At 60.2% G+C, this 21,948-nt stretch carries 12 protein-coding genes; 4 read left to right on the forward strand and 8 right to left on the reverse strand.

Annotated features, from left to right (window positions below):
• Nucleotides 1-81: 81 nt before the first annotated feature.
• Nucleotides 82-2,139, reverse strand: coding sequence for an ATP-binding protein (locus tag NQ559_RS10140; protein WP_026318183.1), 2,058 nt, complete (start codon nucleotides 2,137-2,139; stop codon nucleotides 82-84).
• Between the two features lie 143 nt (nucleotides 2,140-2,282).
• Nucleotides 2,283-4,736, reverse strand: a complete 2,454-nt coding sequence (locus tag NQ559_RS10145; protein WP_018694827.1) for an ATP-dependent Clp protease ATP-binding subunit — start codon at nucleotides 4,734-4,736, stop codon at nucleotides 2,283-2,285.
• An 875-nt stretch (nucleotides 4,737-5,611) separates the two neighbouring features.
• Between NQ559_RS10145 and NQ559_RS10150 the strand changes: the two genes are divergently transcribed.
• The gene (locus tag NQ559_RS10150) at nucleotides 5,612-9,220 is read left to right on the forward strand and encodes a glycosyl hydrolase (RefSeq protein WP_018694828.1); all 3,609 of its coding nucleotides are present in this window, start codon (nucleotides 5,612-5,614) and stop codon (nucleotides 9,218-9,220) included.
• Between the two features lie 317 nt (nucleotides 9,221-9,537).
• On the opposite strand, the gene NQ559_RS10155 is transcribed toward NQ559_RS10150, so the two are convergent.
• The 3 genes from NQ559_RS10155 to aspS form a co-directional block, all read right to left on the reverse strand.
• Nucleotides 9,538-10,032: a metallophosphoesterase family protein gene (locus NQ559_RS10155; RefSeq protein WP_018694829.1), complete on the reverse strand. Its 495-nt coding sequence runs from the start codon at nucleotides 10,030-10,032 to the stop codon at nucleotides 9,538-9,540.
• A gap of 75 nt (nucleotides 10,033-10,107) precedes the next feature.
• Nucleotides 10,108-11,382, reverse strand: coding sequence for a replication-associated recombination protein A (locus tag NQ559_RS10160; RefSeq protein ID WP_018694830.1), 1,275 nt, complete (start codon nucleotides 11,380-11,382; stop codon nucleotides 10,108-10,110).
• 129 nt (nucleotides 11,383-11,511) lie between these two features.
• The gene (aspS, locus tag NQ559_RS10165) at nucleotides 11,512-13,266 is read right to left on the reverse strand and encodes an aspartate--tRNA ligase (RefSeq protein WP_018694831.1); all 1,755 of its coding nucleotides are present in this window, start codon (nucleotides 13,264-13,266) and stop codon (nucleotides 11,512-11,514) included.
• A gap of 189 nt (nucleotides 13,267-13,455) precedes the next feature.
• Here aspS and NQ559_RS10170 point away from each other — a divergent pair, with 189 nt between their 5' ends.
• Complete coding sequence (locus tag NQ559_RS10170) at nucleotides 13,456-13,905, forward strand: nucleoside deaminase (protein ID WP_018694832.1); 450 nt, start codon at nucleotides 13,456-13,458, stop codon at nucleotides 13,903-13,905.
• Between the two features lie 105 nt (nucleotides 13,906-14,010).
• Entirely contained in the window at nucleotides 14,011-14,970 is a 960-nt protein-coding gene (locus NQ559_RS10175) for a tetratricopeptide repeat protein (RefSeq protein ID WP_018694833.1), read from the forward strand.
• A 258-nt stretch (nucleotides 14,971-15,228) separates the two neighbouring features.
• Here the strand turns inward: NQ559_RS10175 and queG are convergent, their stop codons facing one another.
• Nucleotides 15,229-16,149 carry a tRNA epoxyqueuosine(34) reductase QueG gene (gene queG, locus NQ559_RS10180; RefSeq protein ID WP_018694834.1) on the reverse strand — a complete coding sequence of 307 codons (921 nt, stop codon included), beginning with the start codon at nucleotides 16,147-16,149 and terminating at the stop codon, nucleotides 15,229-15,231.
• Nucleotides 16,150-16,248: 99 nt separating this feature from the next.
• Between queG and NQ559_RS10185 the strand changes: the two genes are divergently transcribed.
• Entirely contained in the window at nucleotides 16,249-17,928 is a 1,680-nt protein-coding gene (locus tag NQ559_RS10185) for an AMP-binding protein (RefSeq protein ID WP_018694835.1), read from the forward strand.
• A 32-nt stretch (nucleotides 17,929-17,960) separates the two neighbouring features.
• Here the strand turns inward: NQ559_RS10185 and NQ559_RS10190 are convergent, their stop codons facing one another.
• On the reverse strand, nucleotides 17,961-18,191 hold the full coding sequence (locus NQ559_RS10190; RefSeq protein WP_018694836.1) for a helix-turn-helix domain-containing protein: 231 nt from the start codon (nucleotides 18,189-18,191) through the stop codon (nucleotides 17,961-17,963).
• A gap of 332 nt (nucleotides 18,192-18,523) precedes the next feature.
• Complete coding sequence (locus NQ559_RS10195; protein WP_018694837.1) at nucleotides 18,524-21,757, reverse strand: glycosyltransferase family 117 protein; 3,234 nt, start codon at nucleotides 21,755-21,757, stop codon at nucleotides 18,524-18,526.
• Nucleotides 21,758-21,948 lie beyond the last annotated feature (191 nt).

Consider the following 21,948-nt stretch of genomic DNA (forward strand, 5'->3'; position numbering starts at 1 on the left):
CTATTTATGTCCGGATTGCAATCCTCGGGCTGTCCCGGGATGAAAAATCCGCCCGTTTCGGGGCGGATTCCATGCCTGGGATCAGTATGGAAGCGTGATTTCGATGCAGCAGCCCGCGCGGTAGTCGGGGCATACGCGGATTGCGCCCCCGAGCCGTGTGACGATCAGGCGGCAGAGGTACAGGCCGATGCCCGACCCGGGTTTGAAAGAATCTACCTTGGTGAAGCGGTCGAACACCCATTCCTGCTTGTCCGGGGCGATGCCTATGCCGGTATCGGCCACGAGGATATGGAACCGACGTTCACGGTCGTCCTTTTCGCAGCAGACCGTGATGGAACCCGTTGCGGTGAATTTGGCGGCGTTCTGCAACAGGTTGTCGATTACGCGCGTCATGTAGGTTTCATTGGTCGGGATGACGCAGGTGCCGCGACCCCCCCCCTTGAGGATGTACTCTACCGACGGGTTTTGGGAAAGTTCACGCTGGATTTGCAGCCGCTCGGCACACAGCAGGCCGAGATCGGTTTCGGCGAGCGGCAGGGGCTCTTCGGAGCTGACGAGCCGCGACAGTTCGAGCATGTTCTCCAGCAGGGTGGTCAGCGCGGTCGTGCTGGCCCATATCTGTTCGCGGAATTCGCGCCGCGTATTGTGGTCGTGGTCGCCTTCGAGCAGTAGATCCGAGAACCCGTTGATGGCGTTGAGCGGCGTGCGGATTTCGTGGCACATCGAGTTGATGAAGGCTGTTTTCATCTTTTCGCTCTCCATGGCGCGGCGGCTTTGGCGGGTTATCTCTTTGTTGGCGTCGATCAACTGCCGCCTGATCTGCTTCAGCCGTTGAACCATGGCGTACTGGTAGATACTCCAGCCGATGAGCAGCAACACCAGGATGCCGCCGGCAAGCAGGGCGATGAATCGTATGCGGCCGGTCAGCCGGGACTTTTCGAATTCCAATTGGTCGACGTCGAACAAGGTCTGCATTTCGGCAAGGCTGCTTTGCGCCTCTTCTACCCGCTTGTTGAAACGGATGTTGTTGGCTTCCCGCACCGCTCCGAGGGCTTTTTTATATTCCCCCATTGCCTCGTACAGGTAGGATTGCGTGGCATAGATAGGCGCGAAATCCGCTTTTATACCTGCGCGTTTATAGGCGGTTATGGTCGAGTCGATATAAGCCACGGCCCGTTCATTGTCGCCCATATACTGGTAATAGCGGGCACTTGTGCTGTATATTTCGGCCGTGTCGCATTTGGCGCGGGCCAGCTCCATGCATTTTTGGTAATAATCGCTTACCTTTTCTTCCGGGATCAGGTCGCGCAGGTAAACCATTTTGGCGTAGGCGCGCATCATGTAGCCCGTCGTGTCGCGGTGAGGCCGTTCGAAACGGTCGTCCATCGCCAGCCATTTGCGATGCAGGTCGATGCATTGCCCGATCTGCTCTTCGGCGCGCTTGTCTTTGCAGAGCATATAGAGGTCGGAGAGCTCGTCGTGGCAAATCTTTTCCAGGTGGAGCCGCTCTTCGAGCGGGTATTTCCCGAGTTTCTCCAGTGCCTGCTCCACATAGGGGATCGCCTTGGGGATGTTGCCGTAGGCTTCGGTCGAGATCGACGAAAAGTCGATGGCGAGGCCTGTCAGGAATTCCCATTCGATGCGCTCCTCGGGTGTGAGCTGATCGCGGTTTTTGCCTTTGAGTTCTTCCAGCGCACGCGTTACCGTTTCGATCGAATTGTTGTCGTTCATCTGTTTCCAGAGGTAGTACGCGTAAAGCGACGAACGGAACAGGGCGTGGCGGGAACCCGGGAGGATGCTGTCCGAGAGGGCGATGTATTTCTCGGCCCGCCGGGTGTCGCGGTCGGCGAATTTACGAACCAGAAAGTCCAGCGCATCTTTGCATCCGTAGGTATCCCCGGCCTTGTGTGCTTCGGCGAGTGCCGCTTCCCAATAGGGTGCGGCCAGTTCGAGGCTGTCGCCGCTCAGGTCGGCCAGCAGCACGTATATCCGTTCCCGCCCGGCAGCATCGTGTGTTTGCGGCAGGAGCGTAAGAAGGCTGTCGGCATGCGCCGATCCGGTGCATGCCGATATTGCGGCATACGGAAACAGGAACATGACGAGCCCTGACGCAAGGGCCTTTATGGAAAGCGGACGCATTTTTTTGTTGTGGAACGGTGCTGATTCCGTGCAAAAATAGTTAAAAAAATGGTCGGAATGATAATCCCGGCGTAAAAAATCAGGCGCGAACATAAAAAAAGACCGGATTCATTTCCGGCCTTTTTCAAAAGACAGATTGCGTGTCATGCCACGCGCAGTTTTACGCCGTGCGATTTGTCCGATTCGACGACGACCGTGTCGCCTTCGTGGAGTTTGCCGTCGATGATCAGCGTCGAAAGCGGTTCCTCGACATTGTCCATCAGCGTACGCTTGAGCGAGCGGACTCCGTAGCGCGATTCGTAGCCCATGGCCGCCAGGCGGCGTTTGGCGCCGTCGGTGATCTTCACCTTGTAGCCCAGGCGGCGCGTGCGTTCGAAGAGCCCCTGCAACTCCAGCTCGATGATACGCTCCACATCGCTCAGTTCCAGCGTGCGGAACAATACGATGTCGTCGATCCGGTTCAGGAACTCCGGGGCGAAGGTCTGCTCGAGAGCCTTGCGGTATTCGCACTGGGGCATTGCGGAGGCCGTGGCGCTCTTCGACACGGTGCTGTAACCTACCTGCACCGATTTCTTGACCACGTTGCGCGACCCGACGTTCGAGGTCATGATGATGATCGTGTTGCGGAAGTCCACCTTGCGGCCAGAACCGTCGGTGAGATGCCCCTCGTCGAAGATCTGCAGCATCGAGTTGAAGACCTCGGGGTGCGCTTTCTCGATCTCGTCGAACAGGATCACGGCATAGGGCTGGCGGCGTACCGCCTCGGTGAGCTGTCCGCCCTCGCCGTAGCCGACATAACCCGGGGGCGAGCCGATCAGCCGGGCGACGTTGTGTTTCTCGCTGTATTCGCTCATGTCGATGCGGATCAGCCCGCGCTGTTCGTCGAAGAGCCATTTCGAAACCTCCTTGGCGAGCAGTGTCTTGCCCACGCCCGTGGGGCCGACGAAGAGGAATACCCCGATCGGGCGGTTCTCGTCCTTGAGCCCGGCCCGCGAGCGGCGGATCGTGCGCGAGATCTTTTCGACGGCCTCCTGCTGCCCTACGACACGCTGCGAAAGGTGCTGGCAGAGGGTTTGCAGGCGGGTCAGCTCTCCGCCCGAGATGCGCTCGGCGGGGATGCCCGTCATCGAGGTGATGACCTGCTGGATATGCTCGGCCGTGATCTCCACGGGGTTGGTTTCGAGCGACCGCTGCCATTCGTTGCGGCTTTCGCCCAGTTTCGAACGGAGTGCGATTTCGCGCAGGCGTGCCGAGGCGGCCTTTTCGTAGACCAGTTCTTTGACCGCCTCGCGGCGTTCGCGCCGCACTTGGTCGAGTGCGGTCTCCATCTGGCGCAGTTCGGCCGGTTCGCGCGCCGATTGCAGGTGTATGCGCGAGCCCGCCTCGTCCAGCACGTCGATCGCCTTGTCCGGGAAGAAGCGGTCGGTGATGTAGCGCCCGGTGAGTTCCACGCAGGCCTGCAACGCCTCTTCCGTATAGCGCACCTTGTGGTGCTGCTCGTAGTGGGGTGCGATGTTGCGCAGTATCTGGAGCGTCTGCTCGGGTGTCGTGGGCTCGACGACGACCTTCTGGAACCGGCGCTCGAGCGCCGAGTCGCTTTCGATGTTCTCGCGGTATTCGTCGAGCGTCGTGGCGCCGATGGTCTGCAGTTCGCCCCGGGCGAGTGCTGGTTTGAGGATGTTGGCCGTGTCGAGGCTGCCCTGCGTAGAACCGGCACCCACGATGGTGTGTATCTCGTCGATGAATATGATCGTGTCCTTGGCCTTGCGCAGTTCGTCGAGCAATTGCTGCATACGCTCCTCGAATTCGCCGCGGAACTTCGTGCCCGCCACGAGCGACGATACGTCGAGCGAGAAGAGCGTCTTGTCGGCGATGGTGTAGGGCACCTCGCCGCCTGCGATGCGCAGTGCCAGCCCTTCGATGATGGCGCTCTTGCCTACGCCCGCCTCGCCGATCAGGATCGGGTTGTTCTTCTTGCGGCGCGAGAGTATCTGGACTACGCGCTCGATCTCCTGCTCGCGCCCCACGACGGGGTCGATCTTGCCCTCGCGGGCCATCTGCGTGAGGTTTACGCCGAACTTGTCGAGCACGTGCGATGTGTTTTTCTCTTCGGGTTTGTTTTCCTCGCCGAAGTCGAGCATGTGTACCTGTATCTCCGTGCGGAAGTCGTCGCCGGCGGCGAATTTCTTGATGTCTTCGGATACGACTTCGCCCGTGATGCCGTACATTTCGAGTACGCGCGATGTCGCGGTCGAGCGGTCGCCGACGATGGCTCGCAGCGCGTGGGCCGTAGAAACGCTCCGCGTGGCGCCCGATACGGCGCACAACTCGTCGGTAAAGGCGCGGTAAAACTCTTCGGGGCCCGTTTTCTCACGCAGCCTCGACCCCAATACCTCGCGTTCGATACGCAGGCGTACCTGGTAGAGCTCCCAGTCCTTCAGGCGGGAGGATAAAAGCTGGTAGGCGAGTGATCCCTCTTCGCGGAGCATCTCCAGCATGAGAAAATCCTTCAACGAGTGGTCGATTCCTGCCTTGGTCGTATTAAACGCCGCGCGGGCGATGATGCCCTCGAGCGTCTTTGAAATTTTTACTTGCATGTTGCGTCGTCATGAAATTTAATGTTCTAACTTTTGATTCTTCGCCTATCTAACGGCGTGTTATTGCCAAATATTATGTTAACTTGTTTGTCGGCATTTATTGTGTTGTCCCTGAGTGGATTGTGTGGGTGAAATTTTTGGCGTGCGATGCCGGAAACGGGTTTGGGTGTATTCTGAAAGGGTTTTCGGCCTTTTTCGCGGGGAAGAGACGCTCCCTCGGAAGGGTGTCGCCTGTAGTATGGAAAGGGTGCGCGGAGGCAGGATCGGTTCCCTGCGGCCGGTGTCGGAAAGAGCTCTTGCGGGGCGGGGTTCGCCGGCTTTGGTTTCCGGGGCTGCCTGCGGTGCCGGGCGGCTCTGTACCGGACGGCTTCATGTGCGGGGTTACCGGCTGCACCGGGATTTGCTGCCTGTTGCCGGCCGCAGCGCCGGGCGCGTTTCCTGTGGCGGAAGATGCCGTTTGCGCCGGGGATTGTTACTGCGGATGGGGGGGGCTTGCGGGCTGGGTATTCCGGTCGGTGGCCGGGTCGTGCGGGTCGGCGGTCGCCGCTGTCCGTACCGTGCGGTGTCGGGAGCGGTATTGACCCGCTGAAACAGGGGCCGGCCGGTGCCGGGCGTCAGTTGCCGTTATACAATTATGATTCGGGATGTTTTATTTTTGATACGATGGCTGAAAGCCGTATCAATACCCTTCCGAAGCCGGATGTAATTTTTTTCCAAGACATTATCTCCTTGAAAAACAATTGTTATTGTAATTATTAAACGGGGCGTGTGCGTTTTTATTGTGCTGGCCTTGTTTATTTGTATTTTTAATTTTGTATTTTTGTGGAAAAGGCCCGTCCGGGGCTGTTGACAACCGACTTCAACCCGAAAAGAATATGAAACGGATCCTGATCCCTCTCCTGGCGCTCGCCGCCGCCATGACCTTTGCACAACCGCCGCGCCCGCTGCCACCGGGCTATCCCGACCGTTCGGGGAATATAGACCTCGAAAGGGGGTTTCGCACCCCGCCGGCAGGTTACGGCGAGGTGCCCTTCTATTGGTGGATAGGCGACACGCTGACGCGCGAACATCTCGCCTGGCAGCTCGACATGCTGGCCCGGAAACGGATCAGCAGCCTGCAGATCAACTATTGCCACACCGATACGGGCGGCATTACCTACGGCAGGACATTCCGTTCGAAGCCCGACCTCTTCACTCCGGCGTGGTGGGAGCTTTTCGGGTGGTTCATGACCGAGGCCGGCAAACGCGGTATGACCGTCAGCCTGAGCGACTATACGCTGGGCGTGGGGCAGGGCTCCTATGTGGACGAGATGCTGGCCGAAGACCCGACGCTCAACGGTTCGGAACTGCATTTCGACAGTCTGGAACTCGGCCGCGGGGAGCGTTTCTCGCGGGCTTATGCGCAGCGGCCGCTTTCGCTGAACGCTTACCCGCTCGATGCCCGGGGCCGGATCGACGGGGCGCCGGTCGACCTGTTGCCGGAAACGGGGCCCGACGGGGTCGAGTGGCAGAACCCCTGGCCGCGGGCCCTCGTGGCCGAAGTGAAGGTCGAGCGGCGCCTGCCTTCGCTCGATCCGATGCACCCTCGGGCGGGGCACAGTTACGTGCGGCACTTTTTCCAACGTTTTGCCGACCGTTTCCCCGGGGAATCGGAAACGGGGCTCAATTTCTTCTTCTCCGATGAGCTGAACTTCAACCTGCAGGGCAATATCTGGAACGATATTTTCCGCGACGAGTTCATGCGCCGCAAGGGATACGACATCCTGCCGCAGATCGACGCGCTGTTCGTCGACCTGGGTGACAGTTCGGTCAAGGTACGCATGGACTATAACGACGTGCGCGTGGCGCTGAGCGAGGAAAACTTCTTCATCCCCGTCTATGAGTGGCACCAGCGGCGCGGGCTGCTTTTCGGATGCGACCACGGCGGCCGTGGCCGCGACGTGGGCGAGTTCGGCGACTATTTCCGTACCCAGCGTTGGAACCAGGCTCCGGGTTGTGACCAGCCGATGTTGCAGAAGGACATTATTAAAAACAAGGTCGCCTCGTCGATCTCGCACCTCTACGAACGCCAGCGCGTCTGGCTCGAAGGTTTCCACAGCAGCGAGTGGTCGACCAACTCGGCGCAGCTGACCGATGCGATCTTCGCCAATTTCGCCATGGGGCAGAACCTGCTGAGCCTGCACGGGCTTTACTATACGACCATGGGGGGCTGGTGGGAGTGGGCGGCGCCCTGCAACCATTTCCATGAGCCTTACTGGGACGAGATGGACGGGTTGCTGGAGTGTACCGAACGCCTGAGCTATATCCTGTCGCAGGGATACCACGTCGCCGACGTGGCGATCCTCTATCCCGTCGAGCCGGTGGTGGCCGGGTACGGCAACGAGGCTGTCGAAGCCGCCTTTGCCGCCGGGGAGGCGATCTACCGCGACGGCATCGACTTCGACTACATGGATTACGAATCGCTCGGCCGCGCCGAGGTGCGCGACGGCCGGTTGCATGTGGCCGGTGAGTCGTTCGGCGTGGTCGTGGTTCCCGCCATGCGGGCGATCCGCCACTCGTCGCTCGAAAAACTGCGCGACTTCGTCCGCGACGGCGGCATGGTCATCAATATCGGCCCGCTGCCGGAGGCCTCTGAAAAGGAGGGGCGCGGCGGCCGGGCGTTGAAGGAACTGGTGGCGGATCTCTTCGGGGGCGGGCACGACCGGGTTTTCCGTATCGGCGACCCGGCGGATGCGATCGCACTCATCGACCGCAATACGCAGCGTGATTTCACGCTGCTCCGTCCGGCCTCGGATGTCGGGGCCCGTTCTGCCCTGCATAAGACGGAGGATCCGACCCCTTACGTCATGCACCGCCGCATCGGCGGCCGCGACCTCTTTGCGGTCTATAACGTCGGGCGGGGCGCAACGTGCCGTTTCCGTGCATGGGGAGCCGCGGAGCTGTGGGATCCCTGGACGGGCGGGAAACGCCCGCTGCGGGTCGCCGCCGTCACGGATGCCGGAACCGAGGTGGTGATGCCGCTGGAGCGTACGGACATGCAGCTGATCCTCTTCGACCCTTCCCGCGATGCGGAGGTCGGGGCGGAATCCGCCGGCGCGGGGAGCACGCAGCGGATCGACCTCGGCGGGGAGTGGGATTTCCGGCTGGAACCCTTGCTGGACAACCGTTTCGGCGATTACCAGTGGCCGGGGACGGACGAAAAGATCGGAGCCTGTATTTATGATGCCGAATACGAACGGCTCGGCGGCGAGGCTCGGAAAGGCCGCGGACGTTTCACCTTCGGGGAGCGGTTCATGCTGCTGGGAGCGGTACCCGCCTCGGTGGATGAACGGACGGTGCTGGACAACCTGCCCGGCACAGCGTCGGGCGTGGAGGCCGCTGGCGTGCGGTACGAGTGGCGGCCCTATGCGTTCTCATGGCGCTGGGGCGTCGAGGGCGACTTCGGGCATCAGGGCTGGCACGGCCTGAAGGCGGAGATGTACGACGATTTCATCCGCTTGGGTGCGACCGAACGGGCTTTCAACGGCATGGTTCGCAAGGCCGAGGCATCCGGAATGAAGGATTATTACCTCTACACCTGCGTGGATGCCCCGCGTGACGGGTTGTACGACGCCGAATGGGGCGGGATCCGCCCCGTGGGGTTCTATGTCGGCGGGGAACGGCGCGAGCCTGCGGCACAGGTCGTTCTGAAGAAGGGCATCAACGAGATCGTGCTGCATTACGATTCGTTCGGCACGGCGCGGTTCGCCCTGCGTGACGGGAAGGCGGACATCGCGCCCGAGACGCTGGCCGAGGCCCCGTTGCGGATGAAGTTCCGCGGCGACCGGGCGCTGCTGCCGTTCGACAGCCGGAAGACGGCGGACACGCGGGCGCGGTTCACCTTCACGGCGGCGCCCGGGCTGGAGGCGCTGGAATTCACGGCCTTTGGCCGGAAACCCGAAGTGCGTGCCGATGGCCGGAAATGCCGGGTCGCCGAGGTCGCACGCCGCAGCGACGGCGCCGTGACCTACCGTGCCGTGTTGCCCCGGCGTGCCGGGCTTCCGGCGGAGGTGTCGCTGACGCTTACCGAAGAGTGCGGGTATGCCGGCGGTGCGGCGATAGACGGCCCTGTGAAGCTGGTTTGCGGGGCGGGACGCTATACGGTCGGCGACTGGTGCCGTAACGATGCCTTGCGTACTTATTCCGGTGCGGCGTGGTACGGCCGGGACTTTACGCTGACGAAGAAACCCGCGGGTCGTGTGACACTCGACCTGGGCGAGGTCGTCTCGACGGCCCGGGTGCTGGTCAACGGGCGAGAGGCCGGTTTGCGGCTGACGCCGCCCTGGCGTTTCGATGTGACCGGACTGTTGCAGGACGGTGCCAACCGGATCGAAATCCGGGTTTGCAATACGACGGCCAATCTCTTCCTCTCTTCGCCGACGGTCTACCGCGGCGATACGAAGGCCGGAATACTCGGCCCGGTGCGGATCGAGATTGCCGAATAATCCGCAGCCGGGTCGTTCCCGGGGTATTAAGGCAGGCGCCGCAAAATTGCGGCGCCTGCCTTATTTGGATGAAGCCCCGGCGTGGATTTTCCGGCGTGGATTTTCCGGCGTATTTTCGGGCGGGCGTCTTCGGTACGGCTTCGTGGCGGATTCCCTGCGGACTTATTCCGCCAAACCCGTGGGTGCCATTGCGTACAGGGCGTCCGGGTGCCGGGCCGCCGTCATTCGGGGGTGTGCCCGACAGCGGATCGGGATTCCCTTGTTCCCGGGAGGGCTTCCGGAATGAACTCGGTTGCTGGTTTGTCTCCCGGTGCAGATTATTTCCGCGGCCACTCCCCGACCTCCATGTCGCGCATGTCGGCGCCGTCGATCACCAGCCGCACGGCAGTGCGGACTTTGTGGAAACCGTATTCGCCGGCTGCGCCCGGGTTGACATGCAGCAGGTCGTAAACCGGGTCGTAGACCACCTTGAGGATATGCGAATGCCCGGCGATGAAGAGTTTGGGATGCAGCGCCTGTATCTTTGCCGCTGCGCGCGGGTCGTAATGGCGCGGGTAGCCGCCGATATGGGTCATCAGCACCCGCACGCCCTCGCATTCGAATGCGAGGAAATCAGGGTAGACGCGGCGTGTGAGCTCTCCGTCGATGTTGCCCGAGACGGCGCGCAGGGGTTTGAACGACGCGATCGTGTCGGCCAGTTCGAGCGAGCCGATGTCGCCCGCATGCCAGATTTCGTCCACGTCCTTGAGGAATTCGCGCAGCGTGTCGTCGAATGTCCCGTGGGTGTCGGATATGATGCCGATGCGTTTCATTTTATGGTCGTGATGCGGGTTGCCGTGCCGGGAATCGTGCGTTTGCCGTGCGTGCCGCCGGAAATCTTCGATGTATTATTTATACTTGTCCTTCCACAACTCCTGCATGCGCTGGGCGATCTTCGCCTCGGTGGCATTCCCGGTGTTGGGTTCGTAGAATTTCGTCCCTGCGAGGCTTTCGGGCAGGAACTCCTGCTCGGCGAAATTGCCCGCGTAGTCGTGTGCATATTTATACCCTTTGCCGTAGCCTGCCTTGTCCATCAGCTTGGTCGGGGCGTTGCGCAGGTGCAGCGGCACGGGGCGGTTCGTGGTGTCGTGCTCGACCAGCGACATCGCCTTGTTGATGGCCGTATAGGCCGAGTTGCTTTTGGGGCTGGTGGCCAGGTAGATCGTCGTTTCGGCCAGCGTGATCCGCGCTTCGGGCATGCCGATCTTGTGTACCGTGTCGAAACAGGCATTGGCCAGCAGCAGCGCGTTGGGGTTCGCCAGCCCGATGTCCTCCGAGGCGAGGATCACCAGCCGCCGTGCGAGGAAGCGCGGCTCCTCGCCCCCGGCCAGCATACGTGCCAGGTAGTAGATTGCGGCGTTGGGGTCGCTGCCCCGCACCGATTTGATGAAGGCCGAGATGACGTCGTAGTGCTGCTCGCCGTTCTTGTCGTAGAGGGCGATGTTCTGTTGCAGGCAGTCGGTGACGTACTGGTCGGTGATCGTTAGTTTGCCCTCCGTCGCCCCGGCCAGTATGTCGAGGATATTGAGCAGCTTGCGGGCGTCGCCGCCCGAGAATTTGAACAATGCCCCCGTCTGCTTCACTTCGACCTGGCGTGCTTTGAGTTCCGTGTCGGTCGTCAGTGCCCGGTCGAGCAGCGTTTGCAGGTCTTTGTCCTCCAGCGATTTGAGAATGTAGACCTGACAGCGGCTCAGGAGCGGCGAGATCACCTCGAACGAAGGGTTTTCGGTCGTGGCGCCTATGAGTGTCACGACGCCCTGCTCGACGGCTCCCAGCAGCGAATCCTGCTGGCTTTTGTTGAAACGGTGGATTTCGTCGATGAACAGGAAGGGCGGCTTGGCGTCGAAAAAGCGCTGTTTGCGGGCCGACTCGATCACCTCGCGCACGTCCTTGACGCCTGACGTGACGGCCGAGAGCGTGAAGAACGGACGGTCGAGCTGCGTGGCGACGATTTTCGCCAGCGTGGTTTTACCCACGCCCGGCGGGCCCCAAAGGATGAACGACGGCACGTTGCCCGTTTCGAAGAACTTGCGGAACACGCCGTTCTTACCCACGAGGTGCTCCTGCCCGATATATTCGTCTATCGTGCGGGGGCGCAGTCGTTCGGCTAATGGAGCTGACATGATCCGTGTCGTTTTATGATCCAAAAATAGGTATTTTTCCCGGAACAGGCAAATGCGGTGCCGTGGATGCAGGCAAAAAAAGTGCCGCCGTCAGGCGGCACCCTGTATCGCATGGAACCCGGCCGGGCGTTACTCTTCCGGCTTTACCAGCGAGAGGCACAGCTCGTCGAGCTGCGCCTGGTCGATGCAGCCCGGGGCGTCGAGCATCACATCGCGGCCCGCATTGTTCTTCGGGAAGGCGATGTAATCGCGGATCGAGTCCGAGCCGCCGAAGAGCGAGCACAGGCGGTCGAAGCCGAACGCAAGGCCCCCGTGGGGTGGTGCGCCGTATTTGAAGGCGTCCATCAGGAACCCGAAGCGCAGCTGGGCCTGTTCGGCCGTGAAGCCCAGTACCTCGAACATCTTGGCCTGCAGCTTCGAGTCGTGGATACGGATCGAACCTCCGCCGATTTCGGTGCCGTTGCACACAAAGTCGTAGGCGTTGGCACGTACGCGGCCGGGGTCGCTGTCGATATACTGTACGTCCTCCGGCTTGGGCGAGGTGAACGGGTGGTGCATGGCGTAGTAGCGCTGCGTTTCGTCGTCCCACTCGAAGAGCGGGAAGTCCACGATCCAGAGCGGCGCGAATTTCTTCGGGTCGCGCAGTCCCAACTGCTGGGCCACTTCCAGACGCAGGGCGCAGAGCTGCGTCAGCGTTTTGAACTTCTTGCCGCAGAGGATGAAGACCATGTCCCCGGCCTTGGCGCCGCAGCGGCCGGCCATCTCCCGGATCTCGTCGGGCGTGTAGAACTTGTCGACCGACGATTTTACGCCCTCCTGTTCGACGCGGATCCAGATCAGCCCCTTGGCGCCGATCTGCTGGCGCTTGACGAACTCCGTGAGGGCGTCGATCTGCTTGCGCGTGTAGGCGGCGCAGCCCGTGGCGGCGAATCCCGTGACGTATTCTGCGTCGTCGAAGACCTGGAAGCCGTGGCCTTTCGCAAGGTCGGTGAGGTCGGCGAACTCCATGCCGAAGCGCAGGTCGGGTTTGTCCGAACCGTATTTCTCCATCGCCTCGATCCACGGCATACGGCGCAGCGGCTCAGCCAGTTCGATGCCCATTACCTCCCTGAACATGTGCTTGGCCCAGCGCTCGAAAATCTCCAGCACGTCTTCCTGCTCGACGAACGACATTTCGCAGTCGATCTGTGTGAACTCGGGCTGACGGTCGGCGCGCAGGTCTTCGTCGCGGAAGCAGCGCACGATCTGGAAATACTTGTCGTAGCCGGCGACCATCAGCAGCTGTTTGAGGGTCTGCGGCGACTGGGGCAGGGCGTAGAACTGGTTGGGGTTCATGCGGCTGGGGACGACGAAGTCGCGGGCGCCTTCGGGCGTCGAGTTGACCAGATAGGGGGTTTCGATCTCGAGGAAGCCTTCCGCGTCGAGGAAGCGACGGATTTCCTGCGCCATCTTGTGCCGCAGGATCATGTTGCGCTGCAACGGCGGGCGGCGCAGGTCGAGGTAGCGGTATTTCATGCGCAGGTCGTCGCCGCCGTCCGAAACCTCTTCGATCGTGAACGGGGGAACTTCGGCCTCGTGGAGTATGGTCACCTTCTGGGCGGCGACCTCGATGTCGCCCGTCGCCATCCTGGGATTTTTCGATTGCCGTTCGATGACTTTACCGACCACCTGGATGACCCATTCGCGGCCCACGCAACATGCCGTTTGGCGGGCTTCGGCGGGCGAGTGCTCCTCGATGACGACCTGAGTGATGCCGTAGCGGTCGCGCAGGTCGATGAAGGTCATGGCGCCGAGGTTCCTCACTTTCTGCACCCATCCGGCGAGGGTGACGGTCTGGTTTACGTTTTCGGCTCTCAGGCAGCCGCACGTATGGGTTCTGTACATAGGGGTTTGTATTTTTTGTTTGTTTTGTCCTTGCAACCCGCAAAGTTAAATAAAAGAAGCGAAATACGGAACGCGGGCCGGGATTTTTATTTGGCGCGGGGCGTGCCGCGGCGGCTCCTGCGCGGGATAATCCGCCGCCCGACGAGGCCGTTTGTAAAAGTTTGTCTATTTTTGCGGAAAATACCCGAAATGGAAGAACAGCGGAAAACCGACGAAAAATTCATGCGCCTCGCACTAAACGAGGCCCGCAAAGCGTTAAATGAACAAGAGGTGCCGATCGGTGCGGTAGTCGTAGCCGACGGTGCGGTGGTGGGCCGTGGCCACAACCTTGTCGAAACGCTCTCCGATCCTACGGCCCATGCCGAGATGCAGGCCCTCACGGCCGCGGCGTCGACCCTCGGCGGCAAATACCTGCAAGGGTGTACGTTATATGTCACCGTCGAGCCGTGCATCATGTGCGCCGGAGCCATCGGCTGGGCACAGGTAGGGCGTGTGGTGTGGGGTGCCGACGATCCCAAGAAGGGTTACAGACGTTATTCCGAGGCGGTCTTCCATCCGAAAACGACGGTCGTGCGCGGCATCCTCGGCGGGGAATGCGAGGCATTGATGACCTCTTTTTTCGCCGGGTTACGCGATTAGGCCGTATTTAGATTTTGAAAAAAAAGAAAAAAAATATACTTTTGCATCCAACGTACCCGCAAACCGGGATGTATGAACTGAAAAACTTAAAAAACGAATAGAAGAATGAAAAAATTATTAGTATCGGTAATTGCGCTGTTCGGGGCCGTATCGCTCTCGGCGCAGGATGTCACGGCAATTTACAATGAGGCGGCGGCCGCTTTCGGAGCAAAGAATTTCACCGAAGCAGCTACCAAGTTCGAACAGGTCATCGACCAGGGCATGGACAACGAGAGTGCCGCTTCGATGGTGGCTACGGCAAAATCGACACTGCCCAAATGCTATTTCATGCTGGGCGGCGGTGCGTTGAAGACCAAGAATTACGACGAGGCGCTGAAGAACTTCGAGAAATCGGCCGAGCTGGCCGAACTTTACGGCGACATGAACCAGATGGCCAAGTCGAACGGCTGGGTTGCCAAGATTTACCAGATACAGGGCGGCGACGCTTTCAACAATAAGGACTATGCCACCGCGTCGGAAATCTTCGCCAAGGGCTATGCCGCCGACCCCGACAACACGGGCATGGCGCTCAACCTGGCGATGAGCTATTGCGAAATGGCCATGAGCAGCGGCGATATGTCGCAGTACGAAAAGGGTATGGAAATCTACGAGGCCGTTGCTGCCAAGACGCACCCTAAATATGCCGAAGATGCTGCCAAGGCCAAGGAGGATATGGCGCTCTATACCAATAATATGGTTGCCAAGATGCAGGCTGCCAACGATTTCGACGGGATCATCAAGATGGCCGACGACCTGCTGGCCAAGAATCCCCAGAGCGCACTGGCGCAGAATGTCCGTCTGCAGGCTTATGCCAACAAGAAGGACTATGCCAAGGTTATCGAACTGGGACAGGCTGCTGCCGATGCTCAGACCGATCCGGCCGACAAGAGCCTGATGTACTACCTGCTGGGCGCCGCTTACAATGCCAAGGAGATGAAGCCGCAGGCAATCGCCGCCTTCAAGCAGGTGACCGACGGCCCGGCTGCCGAGAATGCCAAGGCTGCCCTGGCCGAACTTTCCAAGTAAACGGGGTAAGTGCCGATATGAAGCGGGTTCGTGAGAACCCGCTTTTTTTGTGCGGAATATGCCCCCCCCCTCGCGGAATCGGCTTTTTATTGCGGGCGGGCAGGAAACCGCGGTGTCCGGCGTTTGTTCCGGGCCGGGTTTTGCATTTCCGGCCGGGGCGTGGGTTTGCCCTAAGGTGGATGTGGAAGTCGTGCCGAATGCCCGGGTTGTTGTCGCGGCGGAAGCGCGGGGCGTCTGTCCTGCGTATGCGGGGACGGGTTATTCGGGGCCGGGGGTGCCGGCGATGTTGCTTCGGATGCGTGCCAGTCCGCTGCGGGTCAGCGGTGTCGTGCCCATACGGGCTTCGAATTCTGCTTCGTCCATCGCCAGCCACGCCTCGGCGTCCATCGCCAGCGGGTCGAACACGGGGTCGAAGGCCGGGTTGGTGTGCATCGGGGCCTTCTGGTTGTGGGGGCAACAACTCTGGCAGCGGTCGCAGCCGAAGATCCAGCCGTCGAGGCCGATTCCTTCGGTGGGCTCTTTCTCGATCGTGTGGCAGGAGATACAGCGTCCCGTGTCGATCACCTTCGGGGCGACGATGGCGCCCGTCGGGCAGCTTTCGATGCAATTGTGGCAGCGTCCGCAGCGCGACCCTTCGAACGGCGGGTCGTAGACGTCGGCATCGTCCGTGAGCAACAATTCGCCCAGCAGGACATAGGTGCCGAAACGGGGTGTCACCAGCAGCGACTGGCGGCCTATCCAGCCCAGCCCGGCCTCGACGGCCAGCTGTTTTTCGAGCAGCGGCGCCGTGTCGACGAACGCCCGCCCCGACAGATCGGGGCGGGAGGCGCGGAGTGCATCGAGCATCCGGCCGAGCATTCCCTTGATCGTCGTGTGGTAGTCGGCCGCACAGGCATAGGAAGCTACTTTCGTGCGGTGTCCGGGAGGGTAGCCCTCGCCTGCGCGGTTTTTGTAACTCACGGCGCAGACCACGGCCGTACGTGCGCCCTCTACCAGTTTGCGCGGGTCGGCGCGCTTCTCGACATTGCACTCCATGTAGGCCAGCGACGACTGGTAGCCCTTGCCGAGCCATGCCCGCAGCATCGACTCGTTCTCGACCAGGTGCCGGCACGGGGCCAGGCCGCAAAGGTCGAACCCCGCATCGGCGGCAAGTTTTTTGATGTACTGATGGTCGAGCATTTTATTATTTTGGTTCAAAAATAGTGATTTTTAACCGGAAATTAGTAATTTCGCCCCAAACTTTCGCGTTATTGAAACGTAGTTAAAACGAAACGTATTATGACCATCAATACACTTTACGAACTGGCCCGCAACAGCGTGGAGAAGTTCGCGTCGAAAGTCGCATTTTCGATGTTCGAAGGCGACGACGTGACTTATGCCGAGGTGGGCCGGCGTATCGAAAAAGTGCAGGAGATACTTACCTGTGCGGGGCTCCATGCCGGGGACAAGGTCGCCTTGCTCAGCAGCAACATGCCCAACTGGGGTGTATGCTATTTCGCCGTCACTTCGGCCGGCATGGTCGCCGTGCCGATCCTGCCCGATTTTTCGGGCGAGGAGCTCGACATGATCATCGCGCATTCCGAAGCCAAGGCCCTGCTCGTTTCCGACCGGCTCTTTACCAAACTCTCGAAACAGACCATCGAACGGCTGAACGTCGTGGTGCGCACCAAGAACCTGGGCGTCATCGCTCAGCGTGTCAAGGGGGAGGGCTCCATGGCCATACCGAAGCCCGATGACCTGGCCGTGATCATCTATACGTCGGGTACGACCTCGAAACCCAAGGGGGTGATGCTGACCCACGCGGCACTCTGCGCCCAGGTCGGGATCTCGTCGAGCATCTTTCCCGTACTGCCCGACGACGTATTCCTCTCGGTGCTGCCGCTTTCGCACACCTACGAATGTTCCATAGGCATGATCTATCCCTTCTCGATGGGCGCCAGGGTGGTTTACCTCGACCGTCCGCCCACGGCCTCGGCGCTGATGCCGGCGCTGCGTGCCGTGCGTCCCTCGGTCATGCTGATCGTGCCGCTCATCATCGAGAAGATCTACCGCCACCAGGTGCTGGCCAAATTCAATTCCAACGGTTTCTGGCGTACGCTCTATAAGGTGGGATTCTTGCGCCGCTACCTCCACCGCGTCGCGGGCAAGAAACTGCTCAAGCTCTTCGGCGGGCGTCTGCGGTTCCTCGGCATCGGGGGCGCCAAACTCGACGGCGGTGCCGAAAAGTTCCTGCTGGAGGCGAAAGTCCCTTATGCCATCGGCTACGGGCTTACCGAGACCGCGCCGCTGCTGGCGGGCGCCGCACCTTCGCAGGTGCGCCTCGGCTCGACCGGGCCCCAGGCCCCGGGCGTACAGTTGCGCCTGGAGAATATCAACCCCGACACCCGGCAGGGCGAGGTCGTGGCGCTGACGCCCAGCGTCATGCTCGGGTATTTCAAGAACCCCGAGGCGACGAAGGAGGTCTTTACCGACGACGGCTGGTTCCGCACGGGCGACCTGGGCGAATTCGACAAGGACGGCTGGCTTTATATCAAGGGCCGCCTGAAGAACATGATCGTGGGCCCCGGCGGCGAGAACATCTATCCTGAGGATATCGAAACCGTACTCAATTCGCACGTATATATCGCCGATTCGATCGTCACCGAACAGGAGGGGCGCCTCGTGGCACTGGTGCATTTCAACCGCGACGAGATCGAGGCCATGGTCGACAACTGGCGTGAGGAGTGGGAAACCCAGAAGGAGGCCTGGGAGGCAAAGACCGAGCAGCTTAAGAAGGAGATCATGGATTTCGTGAACGCCAAGGTCAACCGCTTCTCGCGGATTTCGGAGGTGGTCGAGGAAAAGGATGATTTTGCAAAGACTCCGACGCACAAGATCAAACGATTTCTGTATAACAGGAAAAAGGACGACGACAAACAGCAGCGGGAACAGCCTGACGGAGAACCTGAAACCAAATGACAAAGCAACGCCCCTCTCCGGAGGGGCGTTGCTCATTCCCGCTCTATCAGGTCGAAAAATGCGCCGAGCGATATGCCGTAGTAGCGACAGAGCCGGGCGAGGGTGCTTACCGTGATGTTGTATTTCTCGGTCTCGATCTTGCCGATATGGATGCCCGTGTCCTCGTAGACGGTCTCCTGGGAAACACCCTTTGCCGTACGCAGTTCCCTGAGCCGGTCTGCGATCTCCTTCAGTAATGTTATGTCCCGCCAAGGTTGTTTCATGTTAACAAAGAAACAAACCTCCCCAATATTTGGTAATGATTTATACATCATTGTCGGGAAATTTGCCTATCTTTGCCACCATACAGGAAACGGGCCAAAACGGCTTGGCAACTCACTGTGCGGGATGAGGCGTCACTGAAAATGTGTACCCGTTGCTGCCGATACCGTTTTGACCGCAGGGAACCCACCGAGGCGGGGGTTCCCTGTCTTTTTACGGCGGGTGCCCGGGAACGGGGATGGGAGCGGCTGTTCCCGGCCGGAAGTCCCGACCCGTAATATGTGAAAAGCCCCTCCGCAAAGGAGGGGCTTTCGTCTTTGATCCCCGGTGGGGACTATTGCGCTGTGTCTTTGCGCGGGATAAGGGTCGTATCGACCTGGTGGGGCTTGTCGCCCACATCCACGAGGTTCTCCTCTTCGACCCCGAGCGAACGGTAATAGGCGTTGATCTCGCCGATGACTTCCTTGCGCCCGGCATATACGGCAAGGTAGTAGACGTCGCCCAGCTGGTCGAGTTTCTCGTCGATGATCGGCGACACCATGTCACCCTGCACGCCGTCGAAACGCAGGTAATATTCGATGTACTCGATCAGCGTCCTGGCGTATTCGCGCAGCAGGGCGTCGCCCTTGTCGGCCGCATCCTCCACGCCCATCGCCGAAGCGGCGTAGTACGCTTCGAGGAACGGATAGGTGTTGGAATCCGTGAAGCGTATCTGCGACGGGGGCAGCTTCGCAAGCCCCATGTCGAGCAGCTCGACAGCTTCCTGCGCGCGATCCTGCCGCAGCAGCTCCTTTGCCACGCGGGCAAAGGCATCGCGGGCGTGCGAGGCGCTCAGGTTGTATTGGATGAAATAATCGGCATATACCCTCGGGTCGGCGAGATTCCCGTAGCGGAATGTCTCCCTGAGCAGCGGCGCCGCATAATCCGCGTCGATGCGCCCGATTTCCCAGGGGTTTTGCACGGGAGTGAGGATCGGCACGAAACGGTAGGCGTAGCCGTCGAACTGGAGGTAATCCATCAGTCCGAAATCCTGCAATATGTAGACCTGCGTCATGTAGAGCGGGCGCTTCCAGTCGAAGTTGGCCAGCATGTCGAGGATCATGAGCTGCGTCTTGTCGATCGAGTTCTTCCGCAGGTTGATGTAGACCGTGTCGACCATCTGGGCGCGGTCTTTCTCGGCGACGATGCCCGAGGCGATGGCGTTCTCCTTGTTCACCGGCAGTGCGATGCGTTTGGTCGGGATGTAGTCGGTCATCGTCCCGTCCGAGAGCTTGATCTTGCTGCGCGGGTCTTCGCTGCGCACGAATTCGATCACGTCCTTGATGTCCACTGCGCGGTCGAAGCGGTTGTCCACCGGCACCCAGTCGTTGGTGAAGGTGTACTTGCTCTTGGGCAGTGAGAAAGGTACGCCCGGGGCGTCGTTGGCCTTGGTTTTCATCTCGTCGATGTACCATTCGCCGCCCAGGTAGGAGGTGTTCATGATACGCACGTCGGGGCGTACGCCGTAGATCTCCTGGTTGTTCCAGAGCGGGAACGTATCGTTGTCGCCGTAGTTGAGGATGATCGAGTTGGGCAGCGTCGACATCAGGTAGTTCCAGCCGATATCGCGCGCCATGTAACGGTGCGAACGGTCGTGGTCGTCCCAGTTCTGCGCCGCGAGGATCGTCGGCACGCCCATGCAGACCACCGTCGCCGCCACGGCGGCCGTGACGTTGTTGCGCCTGGTGAGCCATGCGACCAGGTCGCGGATGGCCAGTACGCCGAACCCGATCCATATGCAGAATGCGTAGAACGACCCTGCGTAGACGTAGTCGCGTTCACGCGGTTCGCCCGGCGAAGTGTTGAAATAGAAAACCAGCGCGATACCTGTCATGATGAAGAGCCACATGACGATCGAGAAATTCCGCTGGTCGCGGTTGAGCTGGTAGATCAGTCCGATCAGCCCCAGCAGGAACGGCAGGAAATAGTAGGTGTTGCGGCCTTTGTTGTCGGCGATTTCGCGCGGCAGGTCGTCCTGCGGCCCGAGGTATTTCTCGTCGATCCACTTGATGCCCGACAGCCAGTTGCCGTCGGTGATCGTCACGCGGGTCGGCTGTATGTCGCTCTGGCGCCCTACGAAATTCCACAGGAAATAGCGCCAGTACATGTACGAGAGCTGGTAGTTGAAGAAATAGTTGAGGTTCTCGAGGAACGTCGGCTCGACGATCGTGCGCGGTTCGTACCCGTCGTCGTATACCTTCTTGGTGCCGAAGTCGAGCACTTCGCCCTGCATGGGGCGTCCCTGCGAGTCGCGGACGATTTCGCCCTTTTCGTCGCGCATGATCTCGGTTTTGGTGCGGTAGGCGGCCCATTGCTTGTACTCCTTCTCTCCTTTGCGCGCATCCCACATGCGGGGGAAGAAGTGGATGAATTCCGGGGCGTGGGTATATCCCGTGATGACCGATGCGGGCTTGTACTTGCCGTCCTCGTCGAGGTAGTAGAAATGCTTTTCCTTGTACCCTTCGGGCGGGGCCGAGTAGTAAGCGCCGAACAGCAGCGGCCGGTCGCCGTACTGGTCGCGGTTGAGCACCGACATCAGTGCGTGGGGGTTGTTGGGGTTGTTGCTGTTCATCGGCGGGTTGGCGGCGGCACGGATCGTCACCGAAGCGTAGGACGAGAACCCGATGAGGATCATGGTCGTCGAGAGCAGGACGATGTTCCACACGACCTTGCCTTTGCGGTGTGTGTACCACGAAGCCCAGCCCATGCCGCCGATCAGCGCCAGTGCGAAGAGCACCATGCCCGAGTTGACGGGCAGCCCCAGCGTGTTGACGAAGAAAAGGTCGAGCATCGCCCCGACGTAGACCGTGTAGGGGATGATGATGTTGTTGACGAAGATCAGGATGGCGCCCGCGATCAGCGTGGCGTAGACGATGCCCTTGAAGGTCACCTTCTCCGTCGTGCGGAAATAGTAGATGAACACCAGCGCCGGGATGGTCAGCAGGTTGAGGATGTGCACGCCGATCGACAGTCCCATCATGTAGGCGATCAGTACGATCCAGCGCGACGAGTGGGGCTGGTCGGCCTCCTCCTCCCATTTGAGCATCAGCCATACGACCAGCGCCGTGAACATCGACGAGAGGGCGTAGACCTCACCCTCGATGGCCGAGAACCAAAACGTATCGGTGAAGGTGTAGGCCAGGGCACCCACGATGCCTGCACCCAGGATGGCCCACACGTTGGCTCGGGTGAGCTGGCTGCCGTCGCGGGTCACGAGGCGCCGCGCCAGGTGTGTGATCGTCCAGAACAGGAACAGGATGCAGAATGCGCTGGCGATGGAGTTCATGCCGTTCACCGCCATGCCCACAAAGTCCGGGTTGCCGGCGGCGAAGAGCGTCGCCAGGCGCGCCAGCATCATGAACAGCGGGGCTCCGGGAGGGTGCCCGACTTCGAGTTTATAGGAGGTTGCAATGAATTCCGAGCAGTCCCAGAGGCTCGAAACCGGTTCCATCGTCATCAGGTATACCAGTGCGGCGATGGCAAAGACCGCCCAGCCGACGATGTTGTTCCAGCGTTTGAAGGATGTCATATTTTTTCGGTATGTTTCGCTTTATGTCCTGCAAAAGTAATCATTTAACGGCGAAATCCAATCAATATTACCTGCCGAAGGCGGAAAGTTGCTATTTTTACGTCTTGAAACAGAATGTTTTCAAACTGTTTTTGTATATTTGTTTGATGTGTCCGTGCGTCGGCCGTTGAAAATTGTAGAAACCCTTAAAA

The organism is Alistipes onderdonkii (assembly GCF_025145285.1).
Lineage (GTDB): Bacteria > Bacteroidota > Bacteroidia > Bacteroidales > Rikenellaceae > Alistipes > Alistipes onderdonkii.